General features: G+C 66.3%; 23 protein-coding genes. 6 read left to right on the top strand and 17 right to left on the bottom strand.

Annotation, left to right across the window (positions count from 1 at the left end):
* Nucleotides 1-194: 194 nt before the first annotated feature.
* Nucleotides 195-1,754, bottom strand: a complete 1,560-nt coding sequence (locus N7650_RS11915) for a methyl-accepting chemotaxis protein (protein ID WP_279898340.1) — start codon at nucleotides 1,752-1,754, stop codon at nucleotides 195-197.
* A 336-nt stretch (nucleotides 1,755-2,090) separates the two neighbouring features.
* Nucleotides 2,091-3,989: a M14 family metallopeptidase gene (locus N7650_RS11910; protein WP_279898338.1), complete on the bottom strand. Its 1,899-nt coding sequence runs from the start codon at nucleotides 3,987-3,989 to the stop codon at nucleotides 2,091-2,093.
* Nucleotides 3,990-4,062: 73 nt separating this feature from the next.
* On the opposite strand from N7650_RS11910, the gene N7650_RS11905 reads away from it, so the two are divergent.
* A complete protein-coding gene (locus N7650_RS11905; protein WP_037062380.1) occupies nucleotides 4,063-4,389 on the top strand; it encodes a cupin domain-containing protein in 327 nt (108 codons plus the stop codon).
* Between the two features lie 97 nt (nucleotides 4,390-4,486).
* On the opposite strand, the gene ureG is transcribed toward N7650_RS11905, so the two are convergent.
* The 15 genes from ureG to N7650_RS11830 all read right to left on the bottom strand — a co-directional run bounded on the left by ureG (nucleotide 4,487) and on the right by N7650_RS11830 (nucleotide 18,615).
* Nucleotides 4,487-5,107, bottom strand: coding sequence for an urease accessory protein UreG (gene ureG / locus N7650_RS11900; RefSeq protein WP_279898336.1), 621 nt, complete (start codon nucleotides 5,105-5,107; stop codon nucleotides 4,487-4,489).
* A 10-nt stretch (nucleotides 5,108-5,117) separates the two neighbouring features.
* A complete protein-coding gene (locus N7650_RS11895) occupies nucleotides 5,118-5,792 on the bottom strand; it encodes an urease accessory protein UreF (protein WP_279898335.1) in 675 nt (224 codons plus the stop codon).
* A complete protein-coding gene (locus N7650_RS11890) occupies nucleotides 5,792-6,337 on the bottom strand; it encodes a HupE/UreJ family protein (RefSeq protein ID WP_009407755.1) in 546 nt (181 codons plus the stop codon). Before N7650_RS11890 ends, N7650_RS11895 begins: the two co-directional genes overlap by 1 nt.
* A 20-nt stretch (nucleotides 6,338-6,357) precedes the next feature.
* Nucleotides 6,358-6,840: an urease accessory protein UreE gene (gene ureE / locus N7650_RS11885; protein WP_009407757.1), complete on the bottom strand. Its 483-nt coding sequence runs from the start codon at nucleotides 6,838-6,840 to the stop codon at nucleotides 6,358-6,360.
* Between the two features lie 14 nt (nucleotides 6,841-6,854).
* Nucleotides 6,855-8,558, bottom strand: coding sequence for an urease subunit alpha (gene ureC, locus N7650_RS11880; protein WP_009407759.1), 1,704 nt, complete (start codon nucleotides 8,556-8,558; stop codon nucleotides 6,855-6,857).
* A complete protein-coding gene (locus tag N7650_RS11875; RefSeq protein WP_279898332.1) occupies nucleotides 8,555-8,875 on the bottom strand; it encodes an urease subunit beta in 321 nt (106 codons plus the stop codon). The genes ureC and N7650_RS11875 overlap by 4 nt, the downstream gene beginning before the upstream one ends.
* A gap of 9 nt (nucleotides 8,876-8,884) precedes the next feature.
* Nucleotides 8,885-9,187 carry an urease subunit gamma gene (locus N7650_RS11870; RefSeq protein WP_009407763.1) on the bottom strand — a complete coding sequence of 101 codons (303 nt, stop codon included), beginning with the start codon at nucleotides 9,185-9,187 and terminating at the stop codon, nucleotides 8,885-8,887.
* A 10-nt stretch (nucleotides 9,188-9,197) separates the two neighbouring features.
* Entirely contained in the window at nucleotides 9,198-10,031 is an 834-nt protein-coding gene (locus tag N7650_RS11865) for an urease accessory protein UreD (RefSeq protein ID WP_279898331.1), read from the bottom strand.
* Nucleotides 10,032-10,375: 344 nt separating this feature from the next.
* Nucleotides 10,376-12,151: an ABC transporter ATP-binding protein gene (locus tag N7650_RS11860; RefSeq protein ID WP_279898329.1), complete on the bottom strand. Its 1,776-nt coding sequence runs from the start codon at nucleotides 12,149-12,151 to the stop codon at nucleotides 10,376-10,378.
* Nucleotides 12,148-12,966, bottom strand: coding sequence for an ABC transporter permease (locus tag N7650_RS11855; protein WP_009407769.1), 819 nt, complete (start codon nucleotides 12,964-12,966; stop codon nucleotides 12,148-12,150). Before N7650_RS11855 ends, N7650_RS11860 begins: the two co-directional genes overlap by 4 nt.
* Before the next feature lie 15 nt (nucleotides 12,967-12,981).
* Entirely contained in the window at nucleotides 12,982-14,040 is a 1,059-nt protein-coding gene (locus tag N7650_RS11850; protein WP_009407770.1) for an ABC transporter permease, read from the bottom strand.
* Nucleotides 14,033-15,604 carry an ABC transporter substrate-binding protein gene (locus N7650_RS11845; protein ID WP_009407771.1) on the bottom strand — a complete coding sequence of 524 codons (1,572 nt, stop codon included), beginning with the start codon at nucleotides 15,602-15,604 and terminating at the stop codon, nucleotides 14,033-14,035. The genes N7650_RS11850 and N7650_RS11845 overlap by 8 nt, the downstream gene beginning before the upstream one ends.
* Nucleotides 15,605-15,614: 10 nt before the next feature.
* The gene (locus tag N7650_RS11840) at nucleotides 15,615-16,790 is read right to left on the bottom strand and encodes an LLM class flavin-dependent oxidoreductase (protein WP_279898328.1); all 1,176 of its coding nucleotides are present in this window, start codon (nucleotides 16,788-16,790) and stop codon (nucleotides 15,615-15,617) included.
* A gap of 12 nt (nucleotides 16,791-16,802) precedes the next feature.
* On the bottom strand, nucleotides 16,803-17,537 hold the full coding sequence (locus N7650_RS11835) for a class II aldolase/adducin family protein (protein WP_279898327.1): 735 nt from the start codon (nucleotides 17,535-17,537) through the stop codon (nucleotides 16,803-16,805).
* Between the two features lies 1 nt (nucleotide 17,538).
* The gene (locus N7650_RS11830; protein ID WP_279898326.1) at nucleotides 17,539-18,615 is read right to left on the bottom strand and encodes an ABC transporter substrate-binding protein; all 1,077 of its coding nucleotides are present in this window, start codon (nucleotides 18,613-18,615) and stop codon (nucleotides 17,539-17,541) included.
* Between the two features lie 253 nt (nucleotides 18,616-18,868).
* On the opposite strand from N7650_RS11830, the gene N7650_RS11825 reads away from it, so the two are divergent.
* The 5 genes from N7650_RS11825 (at nucleotide 18,869) to N7650_RS11805 (ending at nucleotide 26,185) form a co-directional block, all read left to right on the top strand.
* Nucleotides 18,869-20,140 carry an acyl-CoA dehydrogenase family protein gene (locus N7650_RS11825; protein WP_279898325.1) on the top strand — a complete coding sequence of 424 codons (1,272 nt, stop codon included), beginning with the start codon at nucleotides 18,869-18,871 and terminating at the stop codon, nucleotides 20,138-20,140.
* A gap of 52 nt (nucleotides 20,141-20,192) precedes the next feature.
* Nucleotides 20,193-21,956, top strand: a complete 1,764-nt coding sequence (locus N7650_RS11820) for an ABC transporter ATP-binding protein (RefSeq protein ID WP_279898324.1) — start codon at nucleotides 20,193-20,195, stop codon at nucleotides 21,954-21,956.
* Nucleotides 21,953-23,788: an ABC transporter ATP-binding protein gene (locus tag N7650_RS11815; protein WP_279898322.1), complete on the top strand. Its 1,836-nt coding sequence runs from the start codon at nucleotides 21,953-21,955 to the stop codon at nucleotides 23,786-23,788. Before N7650_RS11820 ends, N7650_RS11815 begins: the two co-directional genes overlap by 4 nt.
* Nucleotides 23,789-23,975: 187 nt before the next feature.
* A complete protein-coding gene (locus N7650_RS11810; RefSeq protein ID WP_279898321.1) occupies nucleotides 23,976-25,130 on the top strand; it encodes an LLM class flavin-dependent oxidoreductase in 1,155 nt (384 codons plus the stop codon).
* Nucleotides 25,127-26,185, top strand: coding sequence for an ABC transporter substrate-binding protein (locus N7650_RS11805; protein ID WP_064304748.1), 1,059 nt, complete (start codon nucleotides 25,127-25,129; stop codon nucleotides 26,183-26,185). The genes N7650_RS11810 and N7650_RS11805 overlap by 4 nt, the downstream gene beginning before the upstream one ends.
* The last annotated feature ends 91 nt before the right edge of the window (nucleotides 26,186-26,276 follow it).

Genomic DNA, 26,276 nt, shown 5'->3' with positions numbered 1-26,276 from the left:
TAGAGATCTCAAACCGGCGAAATGGTCCCCAACGCCCCGATCACGATCGCCAGTGCCAGAAACCCGAACAGAAAAATCGCCATCTTGCCCATCACTGCCTCCACGTACCGAAAATAAACCTTGCATGGGGCCTATTCTCGGCAAGCATCTGTTTGCATAACAGATTCAGAAAGCACTGAAAAATACGGATCAGATCAGCAACGGAAATGCCCGACCATGCCGTGCAGACGGCTGCTCAAGTGGCTCAACTCGGTACTCGCGGCGGAAATCTCGGCACTGGCGGTGGCCGACTCCTCGGCGGTCTCGCGCACCCGGGTCACGCTTTGGTTGATCTCCTCGGTCACCGCGGCCTGCTCTTCGGCAGCTGTGGCAATCAGCTCGCTCATCTGCTGGATATTCGAGACCTGGCGGGTGATCTGCTCCAGCGCAGTGCCGGTGTCGCGCACGCCATTGACCGAGGCGCTGGTCTGCTCCAGGTTGGTCTGCATCATCCCGGTACTCTCGTTGGCAATGTGCTGCAGTGTGACGATCAGTTGCTCGATCTGGCTGGACGAGGCCTGGGTACGCTGGGCCAGGTTGCGCACTTCGTCGGCGACCACGGCGAAACCACGCCCCGCCTCGCCGGCCCGGGCCGCCTCGATCGCCGCATTGAGGGCCAGCAGGTTGGTTTGCTCGGCGACGGCCTTGATCACATCGAGGATCGCGCCAATGCGTCCGCACTCCTGCTGCAAGCGGCCAAGGGATTCGGCAGAAACGCCCACGCCATTGGCCATCGCCTCGATCTGGCGGATCGCCTGCTGGGACATCGCCAGCACGCTGGTCACCTCATGGTCGGCGCCCTTGGCCGCACTGGCCGCCTCCTCGGAATTGCGCGCCACTTCCTGCACGGTGGCGGCGATCTCGTTCATGGCCGTGGCGACCATATCGGTCTCGTTGCGCTGGCTGTCGATGCCTTCGCGGGTGGTGCTGGTGATCGCCGCCAGTTGCGAGGCGGAAGCCGCCAGTTGCTGCGAACCACAACCGATCTGCGAAATCACCTCGCGCAGGCTCGCGGTCATGCTGTCCAGCGAGCGCAGCAGCACACCCAGTTCGTCGCCCCGCTCGGTGTGGGTTGCGCCGGTCAGGTCGCCACCGGCGATGCGCTGGGCGGTGTTCACGGCCTCGCGCAACGGATAGACGATCTGCCGGCTGATCAGCAGCGCCACGGCGATGCCGCAAAGAATCGCCACCAGGGTGATCACCGCCAGCAGCATATGGGTGCTTTTCACCTGGGCGGAGGCGCGGTCTTCCTCGGCGTAGTACAGGGCATTGGCGCCGTCCTGGAGTTTGGAGAGCAACTGGTTGGCGGCCGTCAGTTCGGCCACCGAGCGGGCCTGCTCGCGGGCCTTGCCGTAGGTTTGCAGGTCGGCCTGGAGCTGCTGCGCCGCTGCCAGGTCCTGGGCCGGCCAGCGGCCTTCGCGGGCGTCCAGCAGCAACTGGTCGAAACCGTCCTTGAGCTTGGCGTGGTGCTCCTGGTGCAAGGACTGCTGCCCGGCGTCACCGGTCAACGCCAGGTTGTAGTTGGCCTCACGGGCAAACACGATTTCGTCGAACAGGCCGCTGATGAAACTGATGCGCTGCAACGACGCGCTGCTGTTCTGCAAGCCAAAGCCGCCAAGCAGCGACAGCAGCAAGGCGAAGGCCAGCAGCAGGCCGAAGCCGAGACCGAGTTTGCGGGTAACGCTGAGATTCTTCAGCGTGAATGCCTGGGACATAGCTTTCTCCAACCTGTGAATTCGCCCTCGCCGGTCCGCAGGTGACGGTGACCGGCAAGTCTGTCTGACGCCGAAGCCGATGAGGCGCGGAGCCCGTACGAACGGCACGGGCCCTGGTGCACAGGAGTGTTCCGGAGGGGATTCACGCGCTGGGCATCCCTGCAGTTCCCCAAGGACGGGAAACCTACTTTTACCCGGGCTTCCAAAGCCCGGCATTACCCTACTTGCAGCAAGGGAATAGTAACATCCGCAAACGAATGATACCAATATGACACTACGACTGGTTCGCGGCAACTCGCCACATCGCCAGGTGCTTGAGCGAGTACACAAGGTGCCTCACTGCACCACCCCGACCGGATAAACGAACGCATTCACGTCATAGAAAGGCGTACGCTGATAGAACCAGTTCAGCCGCGCCTTGGGGTCCTGGGCGAATGCCATGTCGTCCTTGAGCTTCTTGTCGAATTCCGCCTTGAGCCCCGCATCCTCTTCCAGCATCTTCCTCGCCATCGGCTCCATCACGTATTCCTCCGGCTCCTCGGCGACCACCAGGGTCGAGTTGAAGAAGCCCCAGGACCAGAACGAATCCGGGCTTTGCGGGTGCAGCAGGTTGATCGCCAGCACACCCAGCGGCTGGTCGGTATCGACCACCACCGAGCCCGGCGGGAAGGTCTGCAAGCGCTCGAACGGCTTGCCCGTGCCACTGACCAGCAGATGCCCTTCATACCCGGGAATCTCGTTGCTCTGCGCCCGGTCCGGCTCGAAGCCGCCGGCCACTTTCACCTCGTCCATGCGATAGAGCGTCACGGCGACGGCGGTCGGCTTGTCGAGGGTGCGCATGACGATGCCGTGGGCCTTGAGCCGGGCAATCACATCGCGCCATTGCGCCGGAACGAGGTACTGCCTTGGCCGCTTCACCACCAGGTCCGGCTCGGTATTGCCGGTGACCGGCACTTCGAGGTTCTTTGGCTGGTTGCTCCAGACGATGGTTTTCGCACCGGTGATCGGCGAGGTCTCGTAACGGTAGTCACCGACGGTGAACGGCACGTTCTGCGGCGCACCGGCCTTCCAGGTGAGGATCACCTCCTTCTGCGCAGCAAGACGGGCGCGGTCCTTGTCGATGGCGGCACGCAGGGTTGCCGCCTGTTCACCGATCACCTGGAACATCGCCTTGAGCATCACATAGTTGCCCAGCACCTGGGTGCGGTACGGGTGCAGGGCATGCTGCTCGATCAGGATCGAGGGCACGTTGCGGATATCGCCGTACTGGTTGGAGAAGCGCGCCAGGTCCGTGCGGTACGGATAGTAGCCCTGGGTCGGGTCCTGGTTGTCGTTGAAGCTGATGCATTCGTGGACCACGTGCCCTTCATCCTGCAGCGCCTGGTACACCGGGGTGCGCATGACGTGGTCCATCCACGCACTGCTGGCCGGCGACCAGCCGTTGCCGTTATGGCAATAGGAACTGTCGTAGGGGTACATGGCGCCGTCGGTGGAGTGGGTGTCGGCGAAGAAGCTCAGCTCGTAATGGTTGAAGACCCAGGCGACGTTGCGGATTTCGGCACTGTCGAGCTTGGTGAAGTCGCGGTTGAGGTTGTAGTTCAGGCCGTTGACCCGCCAGCCGGCGGTATCCGGGCCGTTCTGGTTGATCCGGCCGTAGGCACTGCGGCGAATGTCACCATCGATGTTGACCGTAGGGATGAAGAGGATATTGACCCGTTCCAGCAGCGCGGCGAGAGGCTTGTCGCCTGCGGTCATATCACGCAGGAGCATGAACATGGCGTCCTTGCCGTTGGATTCGCCGGGGTGGATCTCGGCCTCGACGAAGATCGTCGGCTTGCCGGACTGCTTCAGCCCCGCCGGGGATTTGTCCTTGGACAGGGAAGCCACGGCCAGCACCATCGGATGGCCTTCGGCACTCTTTTCCGGCAGTTCGCTCAATACCACCTTGCCGCCCGAGGCAGCGGCGAGCTTGCGCAGCCAGGCGCGGGTCTGTTCGTAGGTGCTGGTCTGCTTGAAGTCGCTGGCTTCGGCCACGGTGATCAGCGGGTTGTCCGCCTTGGCGATATAGCGGGTACTGGTGATCTGCTGTTCGAACATCGCCGGCAGGATCCGCTGCCTGGCCGCCTCGGGGTACTTGCTGTCATCGATATAGGCCGGGGCCGAGGGCAAGGCAGCCAGCGCGGACTGACCGGCGCCGAGCAGCAAAGCGGTGAAAAACAGCCTGGAATGCTTCATGGGGGAGTTCCTTCTCACGCGGGAACTGGCAACCTTAGAACAGATTGCCAAAGGTTACGAGGAACCAGCAGCCATGTTGCACAACCTGTTCGAAGGCATCGCCGAAGCGGCGGTGGAGGAACGTTTCGATGATCTGCTCAAGCGGCCGGGGCTGCGCATCGAACGCATCGTCTCCAATGGCCAGAGCAGCCCGGAAGGCTTCTGGTATGACCAGGCGGAGGGGGAATTCGTGCTGGTGCTGACGGGCTCGGCGGGCTTGCGCCTGGAGCATGAGGCCGAGGTGCGGGTGCTGGGGCCGGGGGATTTCGTGGATATTCCGGCAGGCTGCAGGCATCGGGTGGAGTGGACGGATGCGGGGCAGCCGACGGTGTGGTTGGCTGTGTTTTATGCAGTGAACTGACCGGCCTCATCGCTGCGGTGCGGCGGTCCGACAAGCCAGCTCCCACAGTGTGGGAGCTGGCTTGCCAGCGATAGGGCCCTAAAGAGCAACCACGGGCTCAGACCGCCCGCAACATCCCCCGATCCACGATGAAGTCGATCAGCGTCTGCAGACCATGCCCGGTCTTCAGGTTGGTGAAGGCCCACGGCCGCTCCGGCCGCATCCGTTTGGTATCGCTCTCCATCACCTCCAGCGAAGCCCCGACATAGGGCGCCAGGTCGATCTTGTTGATCACCAGGAAGTCCGACTTGGTAATCCCCGGCCCGCCCTTGCGCGGGATCTTCTCGCCTTCGGCAACGTCGATCACGTATACGGTGAGGTCCGCCAGTTCCGGGCTGAAGGTGGCGCTGAGGTTGTCGCCGCCACTCTCGACGAAGATAACTTCCAGGTTACCGAACTTGCGCGCCAGCTCTTCCACCGCCGCCAGGTTCATCGAGGCGTCCTCGCGGATCGCCGTGTGCGGGCAGCCACCGGTTTCCACGCCGACGATGCGCTCGGGCTCAAGGGCACCGGCCTCGGTAAGGATGCGCTGGTCTTCCTTGGTGTAGATGTCGTTGGTGACCACGGCGATCTCGTAGTGGTCGCGCATGGCCTTGCACAGCGCTTCGAGCAGCGCGGTCTTGCCGGATCCGACCGGGCCGCCGACGCCGACGCGCAGGGGTTGCTTGTAGCTTTGCATAGGGAATTCCTCAGGATCGGAACAATCGGGTGTATTGGGTTTCATGGCGCGACGAGGCGATCGCCAGCAGTGGCAGGCCGCCCCCCAGTTCTTCATCGGGCAGCAGCAGGGCGCGCTCGAGCACGGCGCTCAGGTCGTCGGAGAGATCGCGCAGCAGGCTTTGCGCGGCCTGCTGGCCGAAGGGCACCAGCTTGACCCCGGCCATTACCGCGCCTTCCAGCCAACTGAAGCCATGGCCCAACAGCAGGTCGCGCAGCGGGATCTCCCAGTGCGCCGCCAGCCAGGCCATGCCGCCCAGTTGAGTCAGTTCAAGGCTGGTGCGCCACTGCGGCGCCTGGCCCAGTTGCCAGCCATCGAGCATCCGTGCCAGGGCCGCGCCACGTTGGCGTTCCTCGGTACGCAGCTCGGCGGTTTCGCGATTGGCCAGGAGGAAACGGCTCCAGTGCGCGAACGCCTCGGCATCATCGGCTTCACAGGCGCGGTACAGGCGCACCAGCAACGGCCAGTCGAGATAGCCGAGGGTGTCGTCGATCTGCTGCCGTTGCCAGGCCCGGAAGCCTTCGGCGCCCTTGACCCAGCCCGCTTCCACCGCCCACTCCAGGCCCTGCGAGTAGGTGAAGCCACCCACCGGCAGGCCCGGACTGGCCAGTTGCAGCAAACGCAGGAGCTTCAGGTCGCTGTTCATCAGCCCGCCAGCAGCATCGCCGCGCCAGCCAGCAGGCCGCCGCCGAAGGCCTGTTGCAGGCGGGTATGACGGCGCAGCACGCAGCCCAAGGCAAAGCCGGCCACCAGCAGCAGGCCGCTGACGGTGACGAAACCGGCGCTGAACACCCAGAACGCGCCCGGGCTAGCCTCGACGCCATGGGCCCAGCCATGGAACAGGGCGAACAGCGGCATCACCAGCGACAACAGGACCTGGCGCCGCGGCAGCAACAGCGCGGCAGCAGCCACCAGCAGCGAACCGAGGATCATCTCCTCCATGCCGATCACACCACCGAACAGGTGGCCCAGCACCGCACCGCCGAACATCGCTGCCAGGGTCAGGGCCGGCAGGATCAGGCGGCTGCGGGTCAGTGCGGCGAGCACGCCGGTGCCCAGCAGCATCAACAGGTGGTCGAGGCCGGTCAGCGGATGCAGCAGGCCATCCTGCAGCGGATTGGCGTCATGGCCCGGGTGGGCGAATGCCGGAACGGCGACCAGCAGCAGGGCAAGGGCAAGACACTTCTTCATGGAAAACTCCTTGTTGTGATTTACAGCGCCTGGGCAGGCAGGCGGACGAACAGATGATCGGAATGGTTATGGCTATGCGGGGCGCTCTGGTAAGCGCCCGCCTCGGGTTCGAAGGGTGCCTGCTCGACACAGACCTCAAGGCCGAAGCCACGGACCATGTCGTCCAGCACATAGTCATGCTGGTAACGCAGGAAACCCGCCTCGACCTGCAGCGGCACATGACGGTTGCCCAGGTGGTAGGCCGCGCGCGCCAGCGCGAGGCCATCGGCGCAGTACACCGTTGACACCTCCTCGGCAGCAGCGATGACACGAATCACCTCCCCGCCCGCCTCGTCCGCCAGCAGTTCGCCGCCACGGATCAACTGGCCGCGTTCCAGCATCAGCCCGGCATCGCGGCCATCGTCGAGGGTGATGCGTATGCGGCTCTTGATCCGGGTATCCAGGCTCAAGGTGGCGGTGGCCGTCACGGCGCCCTCGCCCACCTTGCGGGTCAACAGAATCATCGGATTCTCCTTGCTCAAAACAGAAAGTAACGCTGGGCCATCGGCAGCACCGTGGCCGGTTCGCACACCAGCAGCTCGCCGTCGGCGCGTACCTGGTAGGTCTGCGAATCCACTTCGATATTCGGCATCAGGCCGTTGTGCACCATGTCGCCCTTGCGCACTGTGCGGCAGCCGTGGGCCAGGCCGATCAGGCTGCGCAGGCCAAGCTGCTGATGCACGCCACGGTCCAGCGCCTCGCGCGACAGGAAGGTCATGCGCGTGGCATGCCGCGCCGCGCCCAGGGCACCGAACATCGGCCGGTAATGCACCGGCTGCGGGGTCGGGATCGAACCGTTGATATCGCCCATCGGCGCCGTGGCGATCATCCCGCCCTTGACCACCAGGGCCGGCTTGACCCCGAAGAAGGCCGGCGCCCAGAGCACCAGGTCGGCCAGCTTGCCGGCCTCCAGCGAACCAACTTCATGGGCGATGCCATGGGTCAGCGCCGGGTTGATGGTGTACTTGGCGATGTAGCGCTTGACCCGGGTGTTGTCGCTGTACGACGAATCCCCGGCCAGCGGCCCGCGGCGCAGCTTCATCTGGTGCGCCACCTGCCAGGTGCGCAGTACCACTTCGCCGACCCGGCCCATGGCCTGGGAGTCCGACGAGGTCATGGCGAAGGCGCCCAGGTCGTGAAGGATGTCCTCGGCGGCGATGGTCTCGCGGCGGATGCGCGACTCGGCGAAGGCCACGTCCTCGGCAATGCTGGTGTCCAGGTGATGGCAGACCATCAGCATGTCCAGGTGCTCGTCCACGGTGTTCACCGTGTACGGCAGGGTCGGGTTGGTCGAGGACGGCAGCACGTTGGCGAAGCTCGCCGCGCGGATAATGTCCGGCGCGTGCCCGCCGCCGGCACCCTCGGTGTGGAAGGTATGGATGGTGCGGTCACCGATGGCCGCCAGGGTGTCCTCGATGCAGCCGGACTCGTTGAGGGTGTCGGTGTGGATCGCCACCTGCACGTCCATTTCCTCGGCCACGCCCAGGCAGCAGTCGATGGCCGCCGGGGTCGAGCCCCAGTCCTCGTGCAGCTTCAGGCCCACGGCGCCGGCGGCGATCTGCTCGCGCAGGGCCTCGGGGCGGGACGCATTGCCCTTGCCCAGCAGGCCGATATTGATCGGCAGCTCGTCGGCAGCCTGGAGCATGCGCGCCAGGTACCAGGGCCCGGAGGTGCAGGTGGTGGCGTTGGTGCCGGTAGCCGGCCCGGTGCCGCCACCGATGAAGGTGGTGATGCCCGAGGTCAGCGCCTCTTCCACCTGCTGCGGGCAGATGAAGTGGATATGCGAGTCGATACCGCCGGCGGTGACGATCTTGCCTTCGGCGGCGATCACTTCGGTACCCGGGCCGACCGGCAGGGTCACGCCGGGCTGCACGTCGGGGTTGCCGGCCTTGCCGATGCCGAAGATGCGGCCGTTCTTCACGCCGATATCGGCTTTTACGATGCCCCAGTGATCGATGATCAGGGCGTTGGTCAGCACCAGGTCCATGGCCTCGTCGGCGAGCATCTGGCCTTGGCCCATGCCGTCGCGGATCACCTTGCCCCCGCCGAACTTGACCTCTTCACCGTAAATCGTGAAGTCCTTCTCCACTTCCACCCATAGTTCGGTATCGGCCAGGCGCACGCGGTCGCCGACGGTGGGGCCGAACATATCGGCATAGGCCCTGCGGGAAATCCGGCTCATGCGCCTGCCTCCAGCTTGCCCATGACCTTGCCCTGGAAGCCGTACACCTCGCGCTTGCCCACATAGGGCACCAGGGTCACGCTGCGCGACTGGCCCGGTTCGAAGCGCACGGCGGTGCCGGCCGGGATGTCCAGGCGAAAGCCACGGGTGGCCTCGCGCTCGAACACCAGGGTGTCGTTGACTTCGTAGAAGTGATAATGCGAGCCCACCTGCACCGGGCGGTCGCCATGGTTGGCGACGCTGACCGCCAGGGTTTGGCGACCGGCATTGAGTTCGATATCGCCATGCTCGGCGACCTGAATTTCTCCGGGAATCATGCCGTCCTCCTAGACGATCGGATCATGGACGGTGACCAGCTTGGTCCCGTCGGGAAAGGTCGCTTCGACCTGGACGTCGTGGATCATCTCCGCCACGCCTTCCATCACCTCGTCGCGGCTCAGGACTTCGCGGCCGAGGTTCATCAGTTCGGCGACGGTGCGCCCGTCACGGGCGCCCTCCATCACCGCCGCGCTGATCAGCGCCACCGCTTCCGGGTAGTTGAGTTTCAGACCGCGGTCCCGGCGGCGCTCGGCGAGCAGCGCAGCAGTGAACAGCAGCAGTTTGTCTTTCTCTCTCGGGGTCAGCTCCATGGTCGCTCTCTCAGGTGGCCCAGATCCGTGGCGGGCACGGCGCCAGGCCAAGGATGGCCGGACGCAGCGCGCACCACAGGCGCAGCAGTGTGGATTGAAGGCGCTGGTTGTCGTGGTCGAGCAAGCGGACCACCAGCAGGTGCCCCAGCAGGGTTGCCCCGGCAGGGACGGCAAGATGCTCGATTAGGGTGCGTGCCTGTTCCAGCAGCTCCGGGGTGGCCGGTGCCGCGCAGAAGGTGGCTTGCAGCGGGTAACCCGCGAGCTTGTGCAGGCTGTCGCCGTCGATACGCAAGCGTTCGTGCAGGCCCGGATCGTCGGGCATGTCGATCTGCAGGCGGCTGTCCACCGCACCGTGGCTGAAGGTTTCGCCCATCACCGGACGTCCCAGGCACAGGGTTTCCCAAGCCAGCAGGCGCGCGCCGGGGGCCAGGGAAAAACGGTGTTCCAGACGGGTACGGGCCCCGGGGAAACAGATATTGCCGTGAGGCAACCATTCCAGCGTGCTGCCCTCGGCCAGATGAAAATGCTGCTTGAGCACCGAAACGGGGCCGGCGCTGCGGTAGAACTTGGTCGCACCGGGCATGGTCAGCAGCGCATGGGTGCCGGGTTCGAGGGTTACGTCCAGGGTCAGGCGGTCGCCGCCGACCACGCCGCCTGGGGGGTGCAGCACATATACATGGCAGGGCGCGCCCTCGGGATAGAACGGCCGTTGCACCAAAAGAGGTCCGAAATGTCGACGCGCACCAATACAGGTCCTCTCCCCGCGCTGGACAAAGCGCAATTTCAGCTCGGCGCTCCAGCCTGCGGTGTCGTCCGCTGGGGTGAGCAGTTCGGGTAGGGACATTCCAGTGCTTCCGAAAAACGCCGCGTTTATTGGGAAATGTCTGACATCCCGGAACTACGCGGCTGATTAAGAGCGCCTGCGAAACCCTTGTGATTGACGGGTTTGCGCGGACCTGATCGATCGATCAGTAATCGATGGAAGCTGTAAAAGCATATTGCGGGCCAGAATGGCGCATGTAGGGGATTTCTTGCGGGGGATGTGCACTGGGATGGGGATGGAAGCAGAATTTGCTGTGTTCTTCAGGGCCCTATCGCTGGCAAGCCAGCTCCCACAGGTACAGCGGTGCTCTTGAGGACGCCTGTGAACCTGTGGGAGCTGGCTTGCCAGCGAAAGGGCCGTGACATTCAGCGCTGGAATTTGGCCTGTGCGACAAGGCCTTTCACATACTCCGTCCCCGGCCGGTCCAGCACCTCGGCAGTGCCGCCCTGCTCGATGATGCGCCCGTCCTTCACCACCACGATGCGATCGGCGATCGTCCTGACCACCCCCAGGTCATGGGTAACGAAGACCAGGGTCATGCCCTCGGCCTGCAAGTCCCGCAGCAACGCCAGGATCGCCGCCTGTACCGAGACGTCCAGCGCCGAGGTGACCTCGTCGCAGATCAGCACCTCGGGTTCGCACACCAGCGCCCGGGCGATCGCAACCCGCTGGCGCTCGCCGCCGGACAGGTGATGGGGATACTTCGCCGCCGTTTCCGCCGGCAACGCCACCCGCGCCAGCGCCGCATCGATCCGTGCCCGGCACGCAGCGCCCTTCAGCCCGAAGAAATGCTCCAGCGGCGCTTGCAGGCATTGGCCGATGGTCTGCCGGGGGTTCAGCGCGCGATACGGGTTCTGGAAGATGTACTGGATCCGGTGCCGGCTCGCCGCGTTTCGCTTGCGCGCCATCAGGCTCAGGGGTTGTCCGTCGAAGCTCAATGCCCCGACGCCGCCATCGCCCAACCCGGCCAGGGTTCGCGCCAGACTGGTCTTGCCCGACCCCGACTCGCCCACCACCGCCAGGCATTCACCGCGATGCACGTCCAGGGACAGGTCGAACAGCACCTGGCGGTCATAGCTCAGGTTAAGGCCGCGCAGTTCCAGCAACGGCGTGCGCGCCTGGTGCACAACCTGCACCGGTGCTATCTCCTCCTCCGGCACTGCAGTCAGTTGCGGGTGCAGGCAAGCCACCTGCTGCACGCCGTCCAGCCCCTGCAACGCCGGCTCGATCGCCGAGCATGCCGCACTGCGTCGAGGGCAGCGGGGGGCGAACGCGCAACCGGTCGGCCGCTGCCCCGGCGCCGGCGCATGCCCGGCAATTGCCCGCAGCACACGCTGGCGCCCGACCTCGGGAATCGCCGCGAGCAACCCCAGGGTGTAGGGATGCCCTGGCCGCGAGAACAGCCGCTCACGGCTGGCAACCTCGACGATGCGCCCCGCGTACATGACCATAACCCGGTCCACCAGGTCCTTGATCACCCCAAGATCATGGGACACATACACCGCCGCCACGCCCTGCTCCTTGCACAGCCGGCGCACGGTGGCGAGGATATGCGCCCTTGTGCCGACATCCAGCGCGGTGGTCGGCTCGTCCAGCACGATCAGCTTCGGCCGTAACACGAACGCCAGCGCCAGCATCACCCGTTGTTGCTGCCCGCCGGACAGTTGATGCGGGAAGCGCCGCAGGAATTCCCGCTCACCTGGCAGCCCGACATCCGCCAGGGTCTGCGCCAGGCGCTGCTCCCGCGCTGCGCGGTCCAGCCCTGGCTCATGGGCCTGCAAGGTTTCCAGCAACAGCTTGCCGATACGGATCGCCGGGTTCAGGGCCAGCGCCGGGTCCTGGGCGACATAGCCGATCAAACCGCCACGGGCCCGGCGTAACGCCTCGCCGTCGAGGGCCAGCAGGTCGGTCCCGGCCACGCTCACCCGTCCGCCATTGATCCGAGCACCACGACGGGCATGAGCGAGCAAGGCGGTCGCCAGGGTGGTCTTGCCCGAGCCGGACTCACCGACCAAGCCGAGGATCTCCCCCGGCGCCAGGCTGAAATCGATGTGCTCGATCACATCGGCACCACTGTCCAGCTCGACCCGCAAGCCCTCGACCTGCAAAGCCTCGGGGGTAGAAAGAACGAATGCGTTCATGAGCGCGCTCCCGCGCTGTACCGGGCAATGCCTTCGGCCAGCAGGTTGGTGCCATAGGCGAACACCGCGATCAGCAACGCCGGGGCCAGCACGGCCCAGGGCTGGATCAGCAGGCCGGCCTGGTTTTCATTGATCATCAGGCCCCAGTCCGCCGCCGGAGGGGCAACGCCGTAGCCGAGGAAACTCAAGCCCGAGAGCATACCGATGCCCCAGGTCAGCATGTTGCCGAAATGCACCAGCAGCGGTGTGAGCACATTGGGCAGGATCTCCCGCAACAGGATGCGCGTGCGGGAAAAGCCCATCATCTGCGCGGCCTCGACGAACTCCTGGCTGGCCACCGATACCGCACTGCCCCGTGCCAGGCGGATCACCCCGGGGGTGAAAGCGATGGCCACGGTCAGCACGATCAGCCACGGCTGGCGCCCCAGCATCGAAACGATCAGCAGCACCAGGATCAGGTCGGGAAAGGCCAGCCAGACATCCGCCAGCCAGGTGATCGCCTGGTCCAGGCGCTGGCGCGACAGCCCGGCGAGCATGCCCAGCGCACTGCCGACGATCAGTGCCAGGGACGCCGCGGCCACCGACATCCAGAGAATCGACAGGCCACCGGCCAGCAGCCGCGAAAGCACGTCATGGCCAAGGAAGTCATGGCCAAGCGGCGCGCCCGCCGTGGGTGCACCGTAAACGCCGCCAAGCATGTCGGTCGGCGCATGGGGCGCCAGCCACGGGCCGAAAAGGGCCAGCAGGACTACCGCCAGGGTCACCAGGGCCCCGCGGCGTATCGAAGGTTCACGCCAGAATCGTGCGCTGAACATAAGCGAATCTCCTTATCAAGGTGCCTTGGCCGCCGGACGTCGCCACCAGCTCTGGATACCGCGGCGGTTGCGCTGGATAAGGCTGGCCCGGCGCGCGGTACGCAGTTTAGGGGTGAGCAGGACGGTGAGCAGGTCGGCCAGCAGGTTGACCAGTACCACGCCCAGGGTGATGACCAGCACCGCGCCCTGGATCAGCGGCAGGTCGCGCATCTGGATCGCGCTGTTGAGCAAGGTGCCGATGCCCGGGTAGCTGAATACCACCTCGGCGAGCAACGCACCGCCGATCAGGGTGCGCAGAGTCAGGGCCACGCCCTGGATCGCCGGGACCAGCGCATTGGGCAAGGTGTGGCACCAGACCAGCCGCCACTGCGGCACCCCGCGCAGGCGGGCGGCACCGACATAGTCCGAGTCCAGTGCTTCGATCATCGAGGCACGCACCAGCCGCGCCAGATACGGCAGCGCCGACAGGCTCAGGGCGAACACCGGCAAGGCCAGGTAATCCAGTTGGCGCCATAGCGGCCGGTCCGGATCGATCAGCGACACCGCCGGCAGCAGGTCGAAATGCGGCATGGAAAACAGCAGTACCAGGCCGATGGCGATCAGGTAGCCGGGCGTGGCCTTGAGCACGATCAAGGTCGCCAGGCCCCAGCGATCCAGGCGCGAATCGCGGCGCAGGGCCAGGCCGACGCCGATCGTAAGGGCCAGCGGCAGTACCACCATCAGCACGCCGAGCAGCAGCGCCAGGGTATTGCCGAAGCGGATGAACAGCAGCCCCGCCACCGGTTGCGCCGAATCCAGGGAAATCCCCAGGTCGCCGCGCAACACCTGGGCCAGCCAACTGAAGTACTGGACCAGGATCGGCCGGTCCAGCCCCAGTTGCTGGCGCAAGGTCAGGATACTTTCCAGCGGCGCCTCGGGCCCGAGGATGACCCGGGCCGGGTCCGACGGCAGCGCCTGGGTGGCGATGAACACCACCAGGCTGATGACCCAGGCCGTCAGCAGGCCATAACCGAGGCGGCCGATGAACCACGGCAGCCAGGCGGGCAAACGGGAGGTACGGATAGGCTCAGGCATGGTTCAACCACAGGCTGTCGAAGCGCCAGGAGGCGAAGGTGGTCTGTTCGCCGTGCAGGCCGCCGACTTTCTGCGAGGCGGCATCGAGCACGTCGGTAAAGCCCCAGATCAGCAGGCCGCCACGCTGGTGCTGGATGGTCTGGGCCTCGTGCACCAGCTCGCGGCGCAGGGCCAGGTCGGGCTGGCCGAGGGCCTGTGTGAACAGTTGCGAGAAGCGCTCGTCACGGAAGTTGCTGCGGTTGTAGATCGCCAGGGGCGCATCGTTGTGCAGGCCGGTGGCGAGGAAGCCACGGGCCGGTGTCGAGCACGGCGACATCAGCCACTGCTCCTTCTGCGGGCCATTGAACACCGAACCGTCCACCGGCGTGACCTTGATCTCGATCCCGGCCTTCTTGGCCTGCTGGGCGAACACCAGCGCAGCGTTGACCTCGTTGGCGGTGGTGGTCAGCTCCAGGCGCAGGTCCGTGGCGCCGGCCTGGCGCAGCAGCGAGCGGGCCTGTTCCAGGTCGTAGGGACGCTGGGCGATGGCGTGGTTGTAGGTCGGGTCCTGGGGCGAATACAGGTCGTTGGCGATCCGCCCGAAACCATTGAGGCCACGCCCCACCAGTTCCTGGCGGTCGGCCAGCAGGCGGAACGCCTGGCGCACCCGCTCGTCCTGGAACGGCGCCTTGGCGGTATTCAGGTTGAAACCGCTGAACGAAGTGGTCGGCGAAGCCACCAGTTGCAGGCGCGGATCGGCCTTGATCAGCGCACTGTGCTCGGCCTGGATGGCACTGGCGATATCGATCTGCCCGGCGCGCAGGGCGGCGACCCGCGACACCTGGTCCTTGAATTCGATGATCTCCAGCTCGTCGGCATAGGGCTGGTTGGGCTTGAAGTAGTTCTCGAAGCGGGTGAACAGCGCCCGCTGCCCCGGTACGAAGCGCTTGAGCCGGTACGGCCCCGCGCCCACCGGATTGTTCGGATCGTAGTCGGTGGGCACGATGCCGCCGAAGGCGATCAGGGTTTCGTCGAGAGGGAAAAAGCTGCGGCCTTCCTTGAAGCGGATCTCGATGGTCCGGTCGTCCAGCTTGCGCAAGGCCTGGCGATCGATCGCGCCGACCAGCCCGGCATAGGGCGAGGCCAGCTTCGGGTCGGTCAGGCGCAGGATCGAGAACAGCATGTCGTCCGAAGTGATGGTCTTGCCGTGATGGAACTCCAGCCCCGGCTTGATGCGGATGGTCCAGGCGCTGGCGTCGGCGTTGGGTTCGGCGAACTCGGCCAGGCCCAGGCGCGTGCTGACATCGTCGTTCCATTCCCAGAATTTGCTGTACAGCGCCCAGCCGCGAATGATCCCGCCGCCGGACGGCTTGTGCGCGTCGAGGTTGCCGGCCTGGTCGCCGTCGATGATGCCGACCCGCAGGCGACCGCCGCGCACTGGCGTGCCGGGTGCGACTGCCGCCCCGGCCACAGCAGCGGGTTCGCCGCCACCGCAGCCACTGAGCAGGCTGGAACCGAGGATCAGGCCACCACCGACGACCAGGCCGTTGCCGAGAAACGCCCGGCGGGAAAATTCGTTGCGCATGGGTACTTCCTTAGGCCGGTTCGGCGGCCGTGCGGGCCTTGAGGTGCGGAACCTCGAAGCCATGGTCCAGGTCGAGCAGCGGGAACAGCAGGTCGGCGACCCGGTGCGCCTCATCGATCAGCGGGAAACCGGAAAGAATGAAGGCACTGGTGCCCTGGGCCTCGTACTCGCGAAGGCGTTCGGCGACCTGTTCGGCGCTGCCCACCAGGTAAGTGCCGGCAGCAGGACCGAGCAGGTTGAAACCGAACAGGCTCGGGCCGGTCCAGACGTTCGGGTAGATTTCCAGGTCGCGGGCTTTCGGCAGGCGACCTTCGCGGATCGCCTGGACATTGGCCTGGATCCGCGGGTCGTCGCTGTGGAAGCTGTCGAGGGTCTGGCCCGGCGGCAACTGGCGCTCGATGGCGGCGCGGGCGGTGGCCACGGAGGTGTTGTCCAGCAGCTTCTGGGCATGGGCCCAGGCTTCTTCCTCGGTCTCGCGGACGATGATCTGCAGGCGTGTGCCATAGGTCAGCTCGCGGCCGATCTTCGCCGCTTCGGCGGCCACCTTGCGGAACTTGGCACCCAGCTTCGGCGGGGTGTCGGCGAAGCTCAGGTAAACATCCAGCAGTTGCACCGAATGGGCCACACCCGGATCGGAGGTGCCGGCGCCCCACAGCGGCACGGAAAGACGCTTCGGTGGATGCCAGCCACCCAGCGGGTGCCGTGCAGCCGCGGCCGGACGTGGCGCCAGCTTGACGAACTGGCCGTCATAGCCCTCGGTGCCACCGGCATAGATCGCCTGGAAGGCCCGCCAGTATTCAAGGCTGAACTGGTAGCGCTCGTCATGCGGGTAATGCACGCCCAGGGTCGCCAGCCCGGCATCGCTGCCGTTGACCACGTTGAACAGCAGGCGGCCACCGGAGAACTCGTCGAAGGTCAGCGCCCACTTGGCCAGCACGGCCGGCGACACCTCGCCCGGATGCTGGGCCACCAGGAAGCGCAGGCGCTCGGTGGCATCGATCAGCGAGGCCGCCACGGCCAGGCTTTCGTTGGGGCTGGTGCCGAGCAGCGAGCCGTAGTAGCCGAGGCGGTCGGCGCTCACGGCCAGTTGCTTGAGGTGGTTGAAGTCGGTGCGCCAGCGGCCTTGCTCTTCCCATGGATAGGGGCCGTCGGGGCTGGTGAGGTACCAGAGGATCTTCACTGCCATGGTTCGATGTCCTTATGCGCGCGGGCTGTCGTTGGCGGGCACCAGGCCCAGTTCACGGGCCTGGCCGAGCAGCTTGCTCATGGTCCATTGCTGGGTCAGCACACCCGGGCCATAAGGCCGCGATCCACCGATGGCCTCGGCCAGCAGTTGCAGTTGCGCGCCCTCCTCCAGCAGCAGGATGAATTCCGCCGTGGCCTGCAGGCCCTGGGTGCCCCACACGGTGGCGCCGCCATTGGCTTCGAGGATCGCCGGGGTGAAGGGGTTTTCCGCAAGGCTGTCGAGGATGAAGTCCACCTCGTCCTGGCGCCGGTCGATGTACACCGGTAGCTCGCGGGCGAGCTGGAAGCGCTGCACCGGCACATAGTTGAACGGCAGCGAGCGCTGGGTCTGGGCCCAGGCGCCGAGGTACGGCGAATGCACGTGGGACACCGTGGTGATCTGCGGCTGCTGGACGAACAGCCGGGTATAGCGGTTCAGCCCGCCCTTGCCCTGGCCATGCACCAGGTTGCCGGCAAAGTCGCTGACCGTGGCCTTCAGTGGCTGGTCCTTCTTCCACGGGCCCGGGTAGTTGACCGACACCAGCAGCTCGCGCCCCGGCACCCGTTCGATAAAGCCGACGGTACCGTTGGCGGTGATGCTGTTGGTTTCCCGGTAGACCCGGAAGGCCTCGCCGGCGAGGTGGGTGACGTTGTCGACGAAGTCCTTGAGTTCGGCGTCGACCAGGTGTTCGGCAGTCAGTACGGTCATGTCAGATGTCCTTTTCAAGCGTGTCTTGGGAGGTGCGTTGGGCGAGCAGTTCACGGGCGGCCTGCAACGGGCGGTGGTCGACCCACTCGGCCAGGTCGAAGTCGGCCTCGAGGAAGCCATGCAGGTTGAGGAAGGTCTTCTGGATATCGAGGAAGGCCAGGCGCTGCTCGGACAGGGCCGGGGCCAGGGTGGTGTGGAAGTCGCCACGGTAGGCCTGGTCCACGCCTTCGGCACCGGCGCGGGTCTCGTCCTGGAGAATGCGCAGCACGCCCTCACGGTTGTCCCGTGCCCAGTCGGCGGCGCGCAGGGTCTGGGCGAGGAAGCGCACCACCAGGTCGAAATGCTCGTCGAGCAGGCTCTGATGCACGGTGATCGGCCGCGGCGTACCGTTGTTGATGCGGTAGCGCGGGTCTTCGATCTGGTCCAGGTCGATACCCACTTCCAGGCCCAGGCGGCGCGCGGCATCGGCGGCGGAAGCGCCCTTGACGTAGACCGCATCCACTTCGCCGCGCACCAGGTAATCCAGGCCGGACCACAGGCGCTGCAAGCCCTCCTGCGGATTCGGCGCCTGCTCCTGGTCGTGCAGCGGCACCTCCACCAGGGTGACGTCATCGAAGCTCAGCCCGGCCAGGCTCAGCGCCCCCTTGTAACCGTGTAGGCTCATGGCCCGGGCGATGCTGCCGGGACGGCTGGCACCCCAGGCCGGCAGGGCCAGGCGCTTGCCTTTCAGGTCGGCAGCGCTGCGGATGCCGGAGCCGGGACGTACGAGGATGGTCTGCCATTCCTCGATCCAGGTCAGGCCGATCAGGCGGCTTGGCGAACCGGCAGCACGGGCAGCCAGGGCCGGCACGTTGCCGCCCTCGCGAAACAGCCCGGGCAACTGGTGGTCGTAGTGATGGTGACCCAGCTGGCGGGCCTCCTGCAGGGTCAGGACCGGCAGGCCGTCGGCGGCGAATTCCTCGCCGAGCCAGCCGAGGGTGTAGGCGATGCCGGAAGCGGTCGGTACCGGGCAACGGGTGAACCAGAGTTGCTCCAGGGGCGCTGCGCCGGGCAGCGGCAAGGTAGCGGCAAGTGACATGAGTTGGCTCCATCAGGGGATCGAACGGGCCGGGTGGCCTTTGCCTGGGCTATTGCAGCGCTCGTGCCAACTCCCTAAACATTTGTTTTTAAAGGAATTTATGTATTACACCAGGCACCAACTGCTGATCTGCCAACACTCCCCCAGCGGGACTGCTGCTGCCTGAGCAACAATCGGCCCGGGGCTGCTGCTGGAGCAGCAGCAAGGCTCGGCGAAATCGCTGCAAGCCACGTCCTGCAAGGGCTTCAGGGCGATGGCACAGAACCTGCTCCAGGGCCTGGACCTGTTCACCCAAGGAAGCTCTATCGTGTCCAACCTGCCCCGCCGCCTGGAAAGCGAAGACCAGGCCATTACCGCCGCCCACGAGATTGCCGGCGAAATCACCGCCCTCGCCGCCGACCCGCAACACAACCGCAGCCTGCCCCGCCGCCAGGCCCAACTGCTGTCCGACAGCGGCCTCACCGCCATCGGCGTACCCAAGGCCGATGGCGGCCTCGGCGCCTCGGTGGAAACCATCGTCGAGACGGTGCGGATCATTTCCCGCGCCGATGGGGGCGTCGGCCAGTTGCTGCAGATCCACAATGTGATGCTGCGCGGCGTGCTCAGCGGCTATCCGGACGAAGTGCGCCAGCGCCTGATCGACGATGTGCTGGCCGGCAAGCGCCTGGGCAACGCCTTGGCCGAGGTCGGCGGCAAGAACAAGTTCGCCCTCAAGACCCGGGTCGAGCGCCGCGAGGACGGCGTGCTGGTGCTCAACGGCAGCAAGTTCTACTCCACCGGTTCCTACCTCGCCGAATGGATCTCCCTCACCGCCGCCAGCGACGACGGCGGTGCCGGCGTGCTGCTGCACCGCGACACTCCCGGCCTGACCCTGGTCGACGACTGGGACGCCTTCGGCCAGAACAACTCGGTCAGCGGCACCGTGCGCTTCGACAATATCGAGCTGGACGAACGCTACGTGCTGCGCCGCCAGGGCCCGATGAAGCGCACCGGCCTGACTTTCCCGCAGATCCTGCATGCCGCCATCGACACCGGCATTGCCGCCGGTGCCCTGCAGGCCGGGATCGACTACCTCAACCAGCACGCCCGGCCCTGGGTCGAGAGCGAGGTGGAACGGGCCAGCGACGAGCCGCATATCATTCGCCAAATCGGTGAATACGCCGTGGCGCTGCGTGCTGCCGAATCGCTGCTGCGCGATGCGGCACGGGTCTTCGATGCCCACGAGCGCGATCCCGAGAACAAGGCGCTGCAGGACGAGCTGATCCTCTCGGTGGCCACCGCCCGCGCCCACTCCGACGGCGCCTCGCTGAAGATCTCCAGCGATATCTTCTCCCTGCTCGGCGCCAGTGCCTCCCTGAGCAAATGGAACCTCGACCGCTTCTGGCGCAACGCCCGGGTGCATACCACCCATGACCCGATCCGCTGGCGCCTGCACCACGTCGGCAACTACTACCTCAATGGCGTCGATCCGGGCGAGTACACCGCGATCCTGGCGGCAAAGCAGAAGGTCGGTGCCAGTCGCTGAATCCATCGCGCGGGTCGACCCGCGCGCTTCTTCGTCCTGTTTCGAGTTCTTCATGAGCCATCGACATCCGCTGCTGCGCAGCCTGGCGATCTACCGCGAAATGCCCTGGCGCTTCGCCCTGGTCGCCGGGTTGTTCGTTCTTATCAACCTGGGCCTGGTCTGGCAGCAATGGCTGATCGGCCATGCCCTCAACGACGTTACTGCCGGCGTCGCGGTGCGTCGCCTCGATGATGGCGGGCTCGACGGCACGGTGGCCTGGCACTGGTTCTGGGCCATCCTCGCCGTCGCCTTCGGCCGCGCCGTTTTGCAGTACGCCGCCTCCCTCGGCTCGCTGATCCTCGGCCAGGAACTGCTCACCCGCTTGCGCGAACGCATTCTCGAGCAGGTCTTGCGCCTGCACCTGGGTTATCACTGGCAGCACGGCATCGGCGAGATCGTCACCCGCACCACCCGCGATGCCGACAAGGTCCGCGATGCCCTGGTGAGCTTCTGGCGGCAATTGGTCGAGACCCCGCTGGTGGTGCTGGCCACCGTCGGCCTGCTCGGCTGGTACCACCCGCTGCTGGCCCTCGGGCCGTTGCTGCTGACCCTGCTCGGCCTGTACCTGTTCGTGCTGCAGACCGACCGCCTGGTGGAACTGGACCGGGCCGTGGGTGCGGCCTACGACCGGGTCAACCAGGACCTGGCCGAGGGCATCGGCGCGGTGCGGGTGATCAAGTCGTTCGGCCTGCAGCAGCAGCGCATCGACGGTTTCAGCGAGCAGGTCCGGCAGTTCACCGGGTTGGCGCGGCAGGCCCTGGCCTGGGCCAGCTCGCGGATTCCCCTGCCCCAGGCCCTGGTGGCGCTGGGGCATGTGTGGATTCTGGTGGTGGGTGCCCAGTTGGTCGCGGCGGGGAAAATCGGGATTGGTGAACTGGTCACTTCGCTGCTGATCGCTACCACCCTGGTGTTCCGTATCGAAGGCATTGGCCGGGTAATGCAGACCTTCGCCGATGCCCGCGCCAGCGCCGGGCGCATCTGGCACTTGCTCGACGCACCGACGCAGATCGAAAGCGGCCTGCGCCTGCTGCCACCCGGGCCGCTGGGCCTGCAACTGGAAGAGGTGAATGTCAGCGCCCCCGGCAGCGAGCGGGACATCCTGCGCCAGTGCTCGCTGCTGATCGCGCCGGGCGAGGTGGTCGCCATCGTCGGCGCCACCGGCACCGGTAAAAGCTTGCTGGCCAGCCTGCTGCCACGCCTGACCGACGCCGACAGCGGTCGCGTGCTGGTCGGCAACCACGAGGGTGGCTGGCAGGACGTGCGCGCCCTGGACCTGAAGGACCTGCGCCGGCGCGTGCATGTGCTGCCCCAGGAAAGCTTCCTGTTCGCCGACAGCCTGGCGGCCAACCTGCGCCTTGGCGCGCCACAGGCCACGGACGAAGAACTGCTCGACGCCCTGCATCGCGCCGCCGCCGACGACATCCTTGAACGCTTGCCAAACGGCCTCGACAGCCCCCTGGGCGACCGTGGCGTGACCCTCTCCGGCGGCCAGCGCCAGCGCCTGTGCCTGGCCCGCGCGCTACTCGCCGCCCCCGACCTGTTGTGTCTCGACGACGCCACCAGCGCCCTTGATGCCATCAGCGAGCGGCATGTCCTCGACCACCTGCGTCGCCCCGGAGGCCCGACCCTGCTGCTGATCGCCAGCAAGGCCACCACCGTGGAACGTGCCGACCGCGTGCTGCTGCTGGACCAGGGCCGCATCGTCGCCAGCGGCCCCCACGCCGAACTGCTGCAACGCAATGCGGCCTACCGCGACCTGCTGGGGATCGACCAATGAGCAAGAACGCCGGCAATACCGCCATGAGCGATATCGAAATCGAAGAACGCCTGGCGAAGAAGGCCCTCGACCGCAGCATGCTGCAACGCCTGCTGCCACTGCTCAAACCGGTGCGCGGCCAGGTGGCCTGGGTGATCGTGCTGGAGCTGGTGCTGGTCTTCACCGTGTTCCTGCGCCCATGGTTCGTTCGTGAATTGCTCGATCGCGGGCTGGTCCACGACGGCACTGCCTGGCTGCTGGACCTGCCGCTGGTGCTCTGGCTCGGTGCCGGGCTGGCGGCGAGCTGGCTGGGGCGGATCCTGCTGGGCGGGCTGTCGCAATACATCGCCGGCAGCGCGGCCATCGCCGTCCTCAACCAGTTGCGGGTGCGGGTCTTCGCCCATGTCCAGGCCCTGAGCATCGGCTACTTCGACCGTACCCGCGCCGGGCGCATCCTCTCGCGCGCCGACCGCGACGTCGATGCCCTCGAGCCGCTGCTGATCCAGGGCCCGCCGGAACTGCTCGGCGCCCTGCTGCGCTGCACCCTGGCGGCGCTGATGCTGTGGCTGATCACCCCGCTGTTCTTCTTCGCCCTGATTGGCAGCGTGCCGTTGCTGTTCCTCGCCACCTGGGCCTTCAAGCGCGTGGCCCAGCGCAACTGGGCCAGGGTCGCCGAGCAGCGCAGCCGCTTTACCGCGCACCTGGTGGAGAGCGTCGGCGGCGTGCGCCTGCTGCAGCAGAGCGGGCGCGAGGCGGACAACCAGCGGCGCTATCGCGGGCTGCTGGACGAATTCAACAACGCCCTGATCACCGGCAGCCTGCGCTCCGGCTGGTTCGCACCCTTCACCGCGCTGCTCGCGGCCGGCGGCATGGCGGTGCTGGTGCTGGTGGGCGCCTACTCGCTGGCACAGGGCACGGTGACCGTGGGCCAGGTCGGCGAAAGCCTGTTCTACGTGATGCTGTTCCTCGGGCCGCTGCAGGAACTGACCGATCTGTTCGAGCGCTACGCCACCGGCTCGGCTTCGGCGCAGCGGATCTTCCTGCTACTGGATACCGCGCCGGAGATCCGCGATCCGGAGCGACCACTGCCATTGCCACGGGTGCAGGGCGAAGTGCATTTCGACAAGGTGCGCTTTGCCTACCAGCCCGACAGCGGGCGACCGGTGATCGATGACCTGGACCTGCGCATCCGCGCTGGCGAGGTGTTGGCCATCGTCGGCCCGTCCGGGCATGGCAAAAGCACCCTGGTGCAGTTGCTGACCCGCTTCTACGAAGTCAACGACGGCGCCGTGCGCCTTGACGGCGTGGATATCCGCCATGTCAGCCAGGCCCAGTTGCGCCAGCATATCGGCGTGGTGCTGCAGGACAACGTGCTATTCGCCGGCAGCATCCTCGACAACCTGCGCCTGGCCGCGCCGGGGGCGGACGACGCCAGCCTGATCGCGGCGGCGCGGGAGCTGGGCGCGGACGAGGTGCTGGAGCGCTTGCCCCATCAGTACGCGACCCAGGTCGGCAGCCTAGGCAGCCATCTGAGTCATGGCCAGCGGCAACTGGTATGCCTGGTGCGCGCCTACCTCGCCAACCCGGCGGTGCTGGTGCTGGACGAGGCCACCTCGGCGGTGGATGTGCACACCGAGCGACGCATCCAGCGGGCGTTGCGCAGGCTGTGCCAAGGCCGCACGGCGATCATCATCGCCCACCGCCTGGCGACCATCCGCGATGCCGACCGCATCGTGGTGATCCGCCAGGGCCGCGTGCAGGAACAAGGCAGCCACGGGCAACTGCTGGCGGCGGACGGAGCCTACGCGGCGCTGTATCGCAGCCATGACCAGCTGGCCGTGCATGAACAGTGATTGCTTTTGGGGTGCTGCCCAGGCAGCACCCCGTGGTGGCCTTCAGGGCCTCATCGCTGGCAAGCCAGCTCCCACAGGTGCGGCGAACACAGTACCTGTGGGAGCTGGCTTGCCAGCGATGAGGCCCACGAGAACACCGTGGCACACAGGTTGCACCTTCTCTTTTCAATTCACCAAAGGACCCGCCATGACCACCGAATTCTTCTGGCGCCTGCCCCTGGGCACCGACGGCCCGCAACTGACCACCGACAAGCACAACCGCGGCAGCTTCGCCGGCCAGCACGGGCATATCGCCCCGGGCCTGCTGGCCGACGGCAGCCCCGATGGCTTCACCTACATCGACTACATCGCCCAGGTGGCCAAGGCCGCCGAGCTGGCCGGCTTCGAAGGCGCCCTGCTGCCCACCGGCCCGGAGCCGTGGATAGTCGCCGCCGCCCTGGCCCGGGAAACCCGGCGCCTGCGTTTCCTGGTGGCGTTCCAGGCAACCTGGACCCTGCCCGCCTACGCCGCGCAGCAGGCCGCGATCCTGCAGCACCTGAGCCATGGGCGCCTGGACTGGAACATCATTACCGGCGGCAGCCCGGCCAGCCAGCGCGCCCAGGGCGACTTCCTCGACCATGACCAGCGCTACCAGCGTACCGGCGAGTTCCTCGACATCATCGATGGCCTGTGGAACCACAAGCGCTTCAGCTACGAAGGCCAGGTCTACCGTCTGGAAAACGGTGCCCTGCCGCCGGGCCTGGGCAACGAGCGTAAACCGGCGGTGTACTTCTCCGGCTTCTCCGACCCGGCACTGGAAGTGGCGGCCCGGCATGCCGACGTGTACCTGAATTGGGCCGAGCCGGTGGACAAGCTCAAGCCGCATATCGAGCGGGTTCGTGAACTGGCCGACAAGCAGGGACGCACGGTGCGCTTCGGCCTGCGCGTCGACCTGTTCGCCCGGGAAACCGAGGAAGCCGCCTGGCGTGACCTGCGCCGCCAGTTCGAGCGCCTGGAAGGCAAGCCCAGTGCGGTCTCCAGTGCCTTCACCCGGGCCAGCGACTCGGTCGGCGGCGCACGGCAGACCGCCTATCATCAGAACATCCAGGACTTCGACGACCTGGTCATCGGCCCTAACCTCTGGGCCGGGTTCGCCAAGGCCAAGCCGGGGCCGACCGTGGGCCTGGTGGGCAGCCACCAGAACATTGCCGAGCGCCTGGCCGAATACCGCGACGCCGGCTTCTCCACCTTCATCCTCGCCGGCAACCCGCACCTGGAAGAAGCCCTGCGCATCGGCCAGGAAGTCCTGCCGCTGCTGCGTCAACCCACTCCCCAGGCTTTCAAGGATACGATCGCCCCATGAGCACACCTCTCGATACCCTTTGGTACACCCACAGCCCGGTGCCCACCGGCCTCGGCATCGCCGTGCAGACCGGGCGCCTGGCCGAGGCCTTCGCCCCGCTGGGCACCTCGATCCAGTCGCTGCGCGAATCCAGCGAACGGGAAGTACGCGAGGCCCACTACGACCACCACCTGCCCAACTCGGTGCGCCATGGCGGCAATATCCCGGCGATCTGGGCCTACTCGGCCGGGGTCGAAACCCGGGTGCTGGGCTTGAGCTGGGCCGATGAAGTGCAGTTGATCCTGACCACCGCCGAAAGCGGGGTGAAAACCGTCCGCGACCTGAAGAACCGCCGCTTCGGCCTACCCAAGTGGGCCAACGTACAGATCGACTTCACCCGCGCCCAGGCCCTGCGCGGCCTGGAAAACGCCCTGCGCCTGGAAGGCCTGAACGTGGGTGATGTGGAACTGGTGGACTATCCCTATGGCGGTACCCACAGCGACGAGCAGGTCACCCATGTCCACGGCGCCGCCGTCTATCTCAGTGGTGCCCGCATCAGCCGGCGCAACAACGAGCTGATCGGCCTGCTGCGCGGCGATATCGACGCGATCTTCCTCAAGGGCGCCACGGCCTTGCAGCTCGCTTATGAACTGGGCCTGCATGTGGTGATCGACACCGGCTCGCACCCCGACCCGCTGATCCGCGCCAACAACGGCACACCGCGCACGCTCACCGTGGACACCCACCTGCTGGACAACCACTTCGGCGCCTGCAAGCGCATCGTCGACGTGCTGCTGCGCACCGAGCAATGGGCCTGGGCCAACCCGGACGAGACCCGACGCTATCTGGCGCGGGAGCTGAACACCAGCGAGTACTGGGTGGCGGCGGCCTACGGCGAGGACGCCCACCGGCGCCTGCGCACGACCCTCGACAGCCGCTCGATCACCGCCCTGCAGGACTTCACCGATTTCCTGTATCGCTGGGAGTTCATCCCACGGCACTTCGATGTGCGGGAATGGATTGATTTCAGGGTGCTGGAGGCGGTGATCGGGTCGACTTCGCGGGTGGCGACCTGAGGGAAACAGCTGTTGTAGCTCATGACCTCATCGCGCATTTTCTGGCGATGGGGTCGAGGTAAAAAACGATGCATAACCACACCGAAACTTA

The organism is Pseudomonas sp. GD04058 (genome assembly GCF_029836855.1).
Taxonomy (GTDB): Bacteria; Pseudomonadota; Gammaproteobacteria; order Pseudomonadales; family Pseudomonadaceae; genus Aquipseudomonas; species Aquipseudomonas bharatica.
Note: the sequence above shows the minus strand (reverse complement) of the source record. Positions and strands in the feature narration are given on the sequence as shown.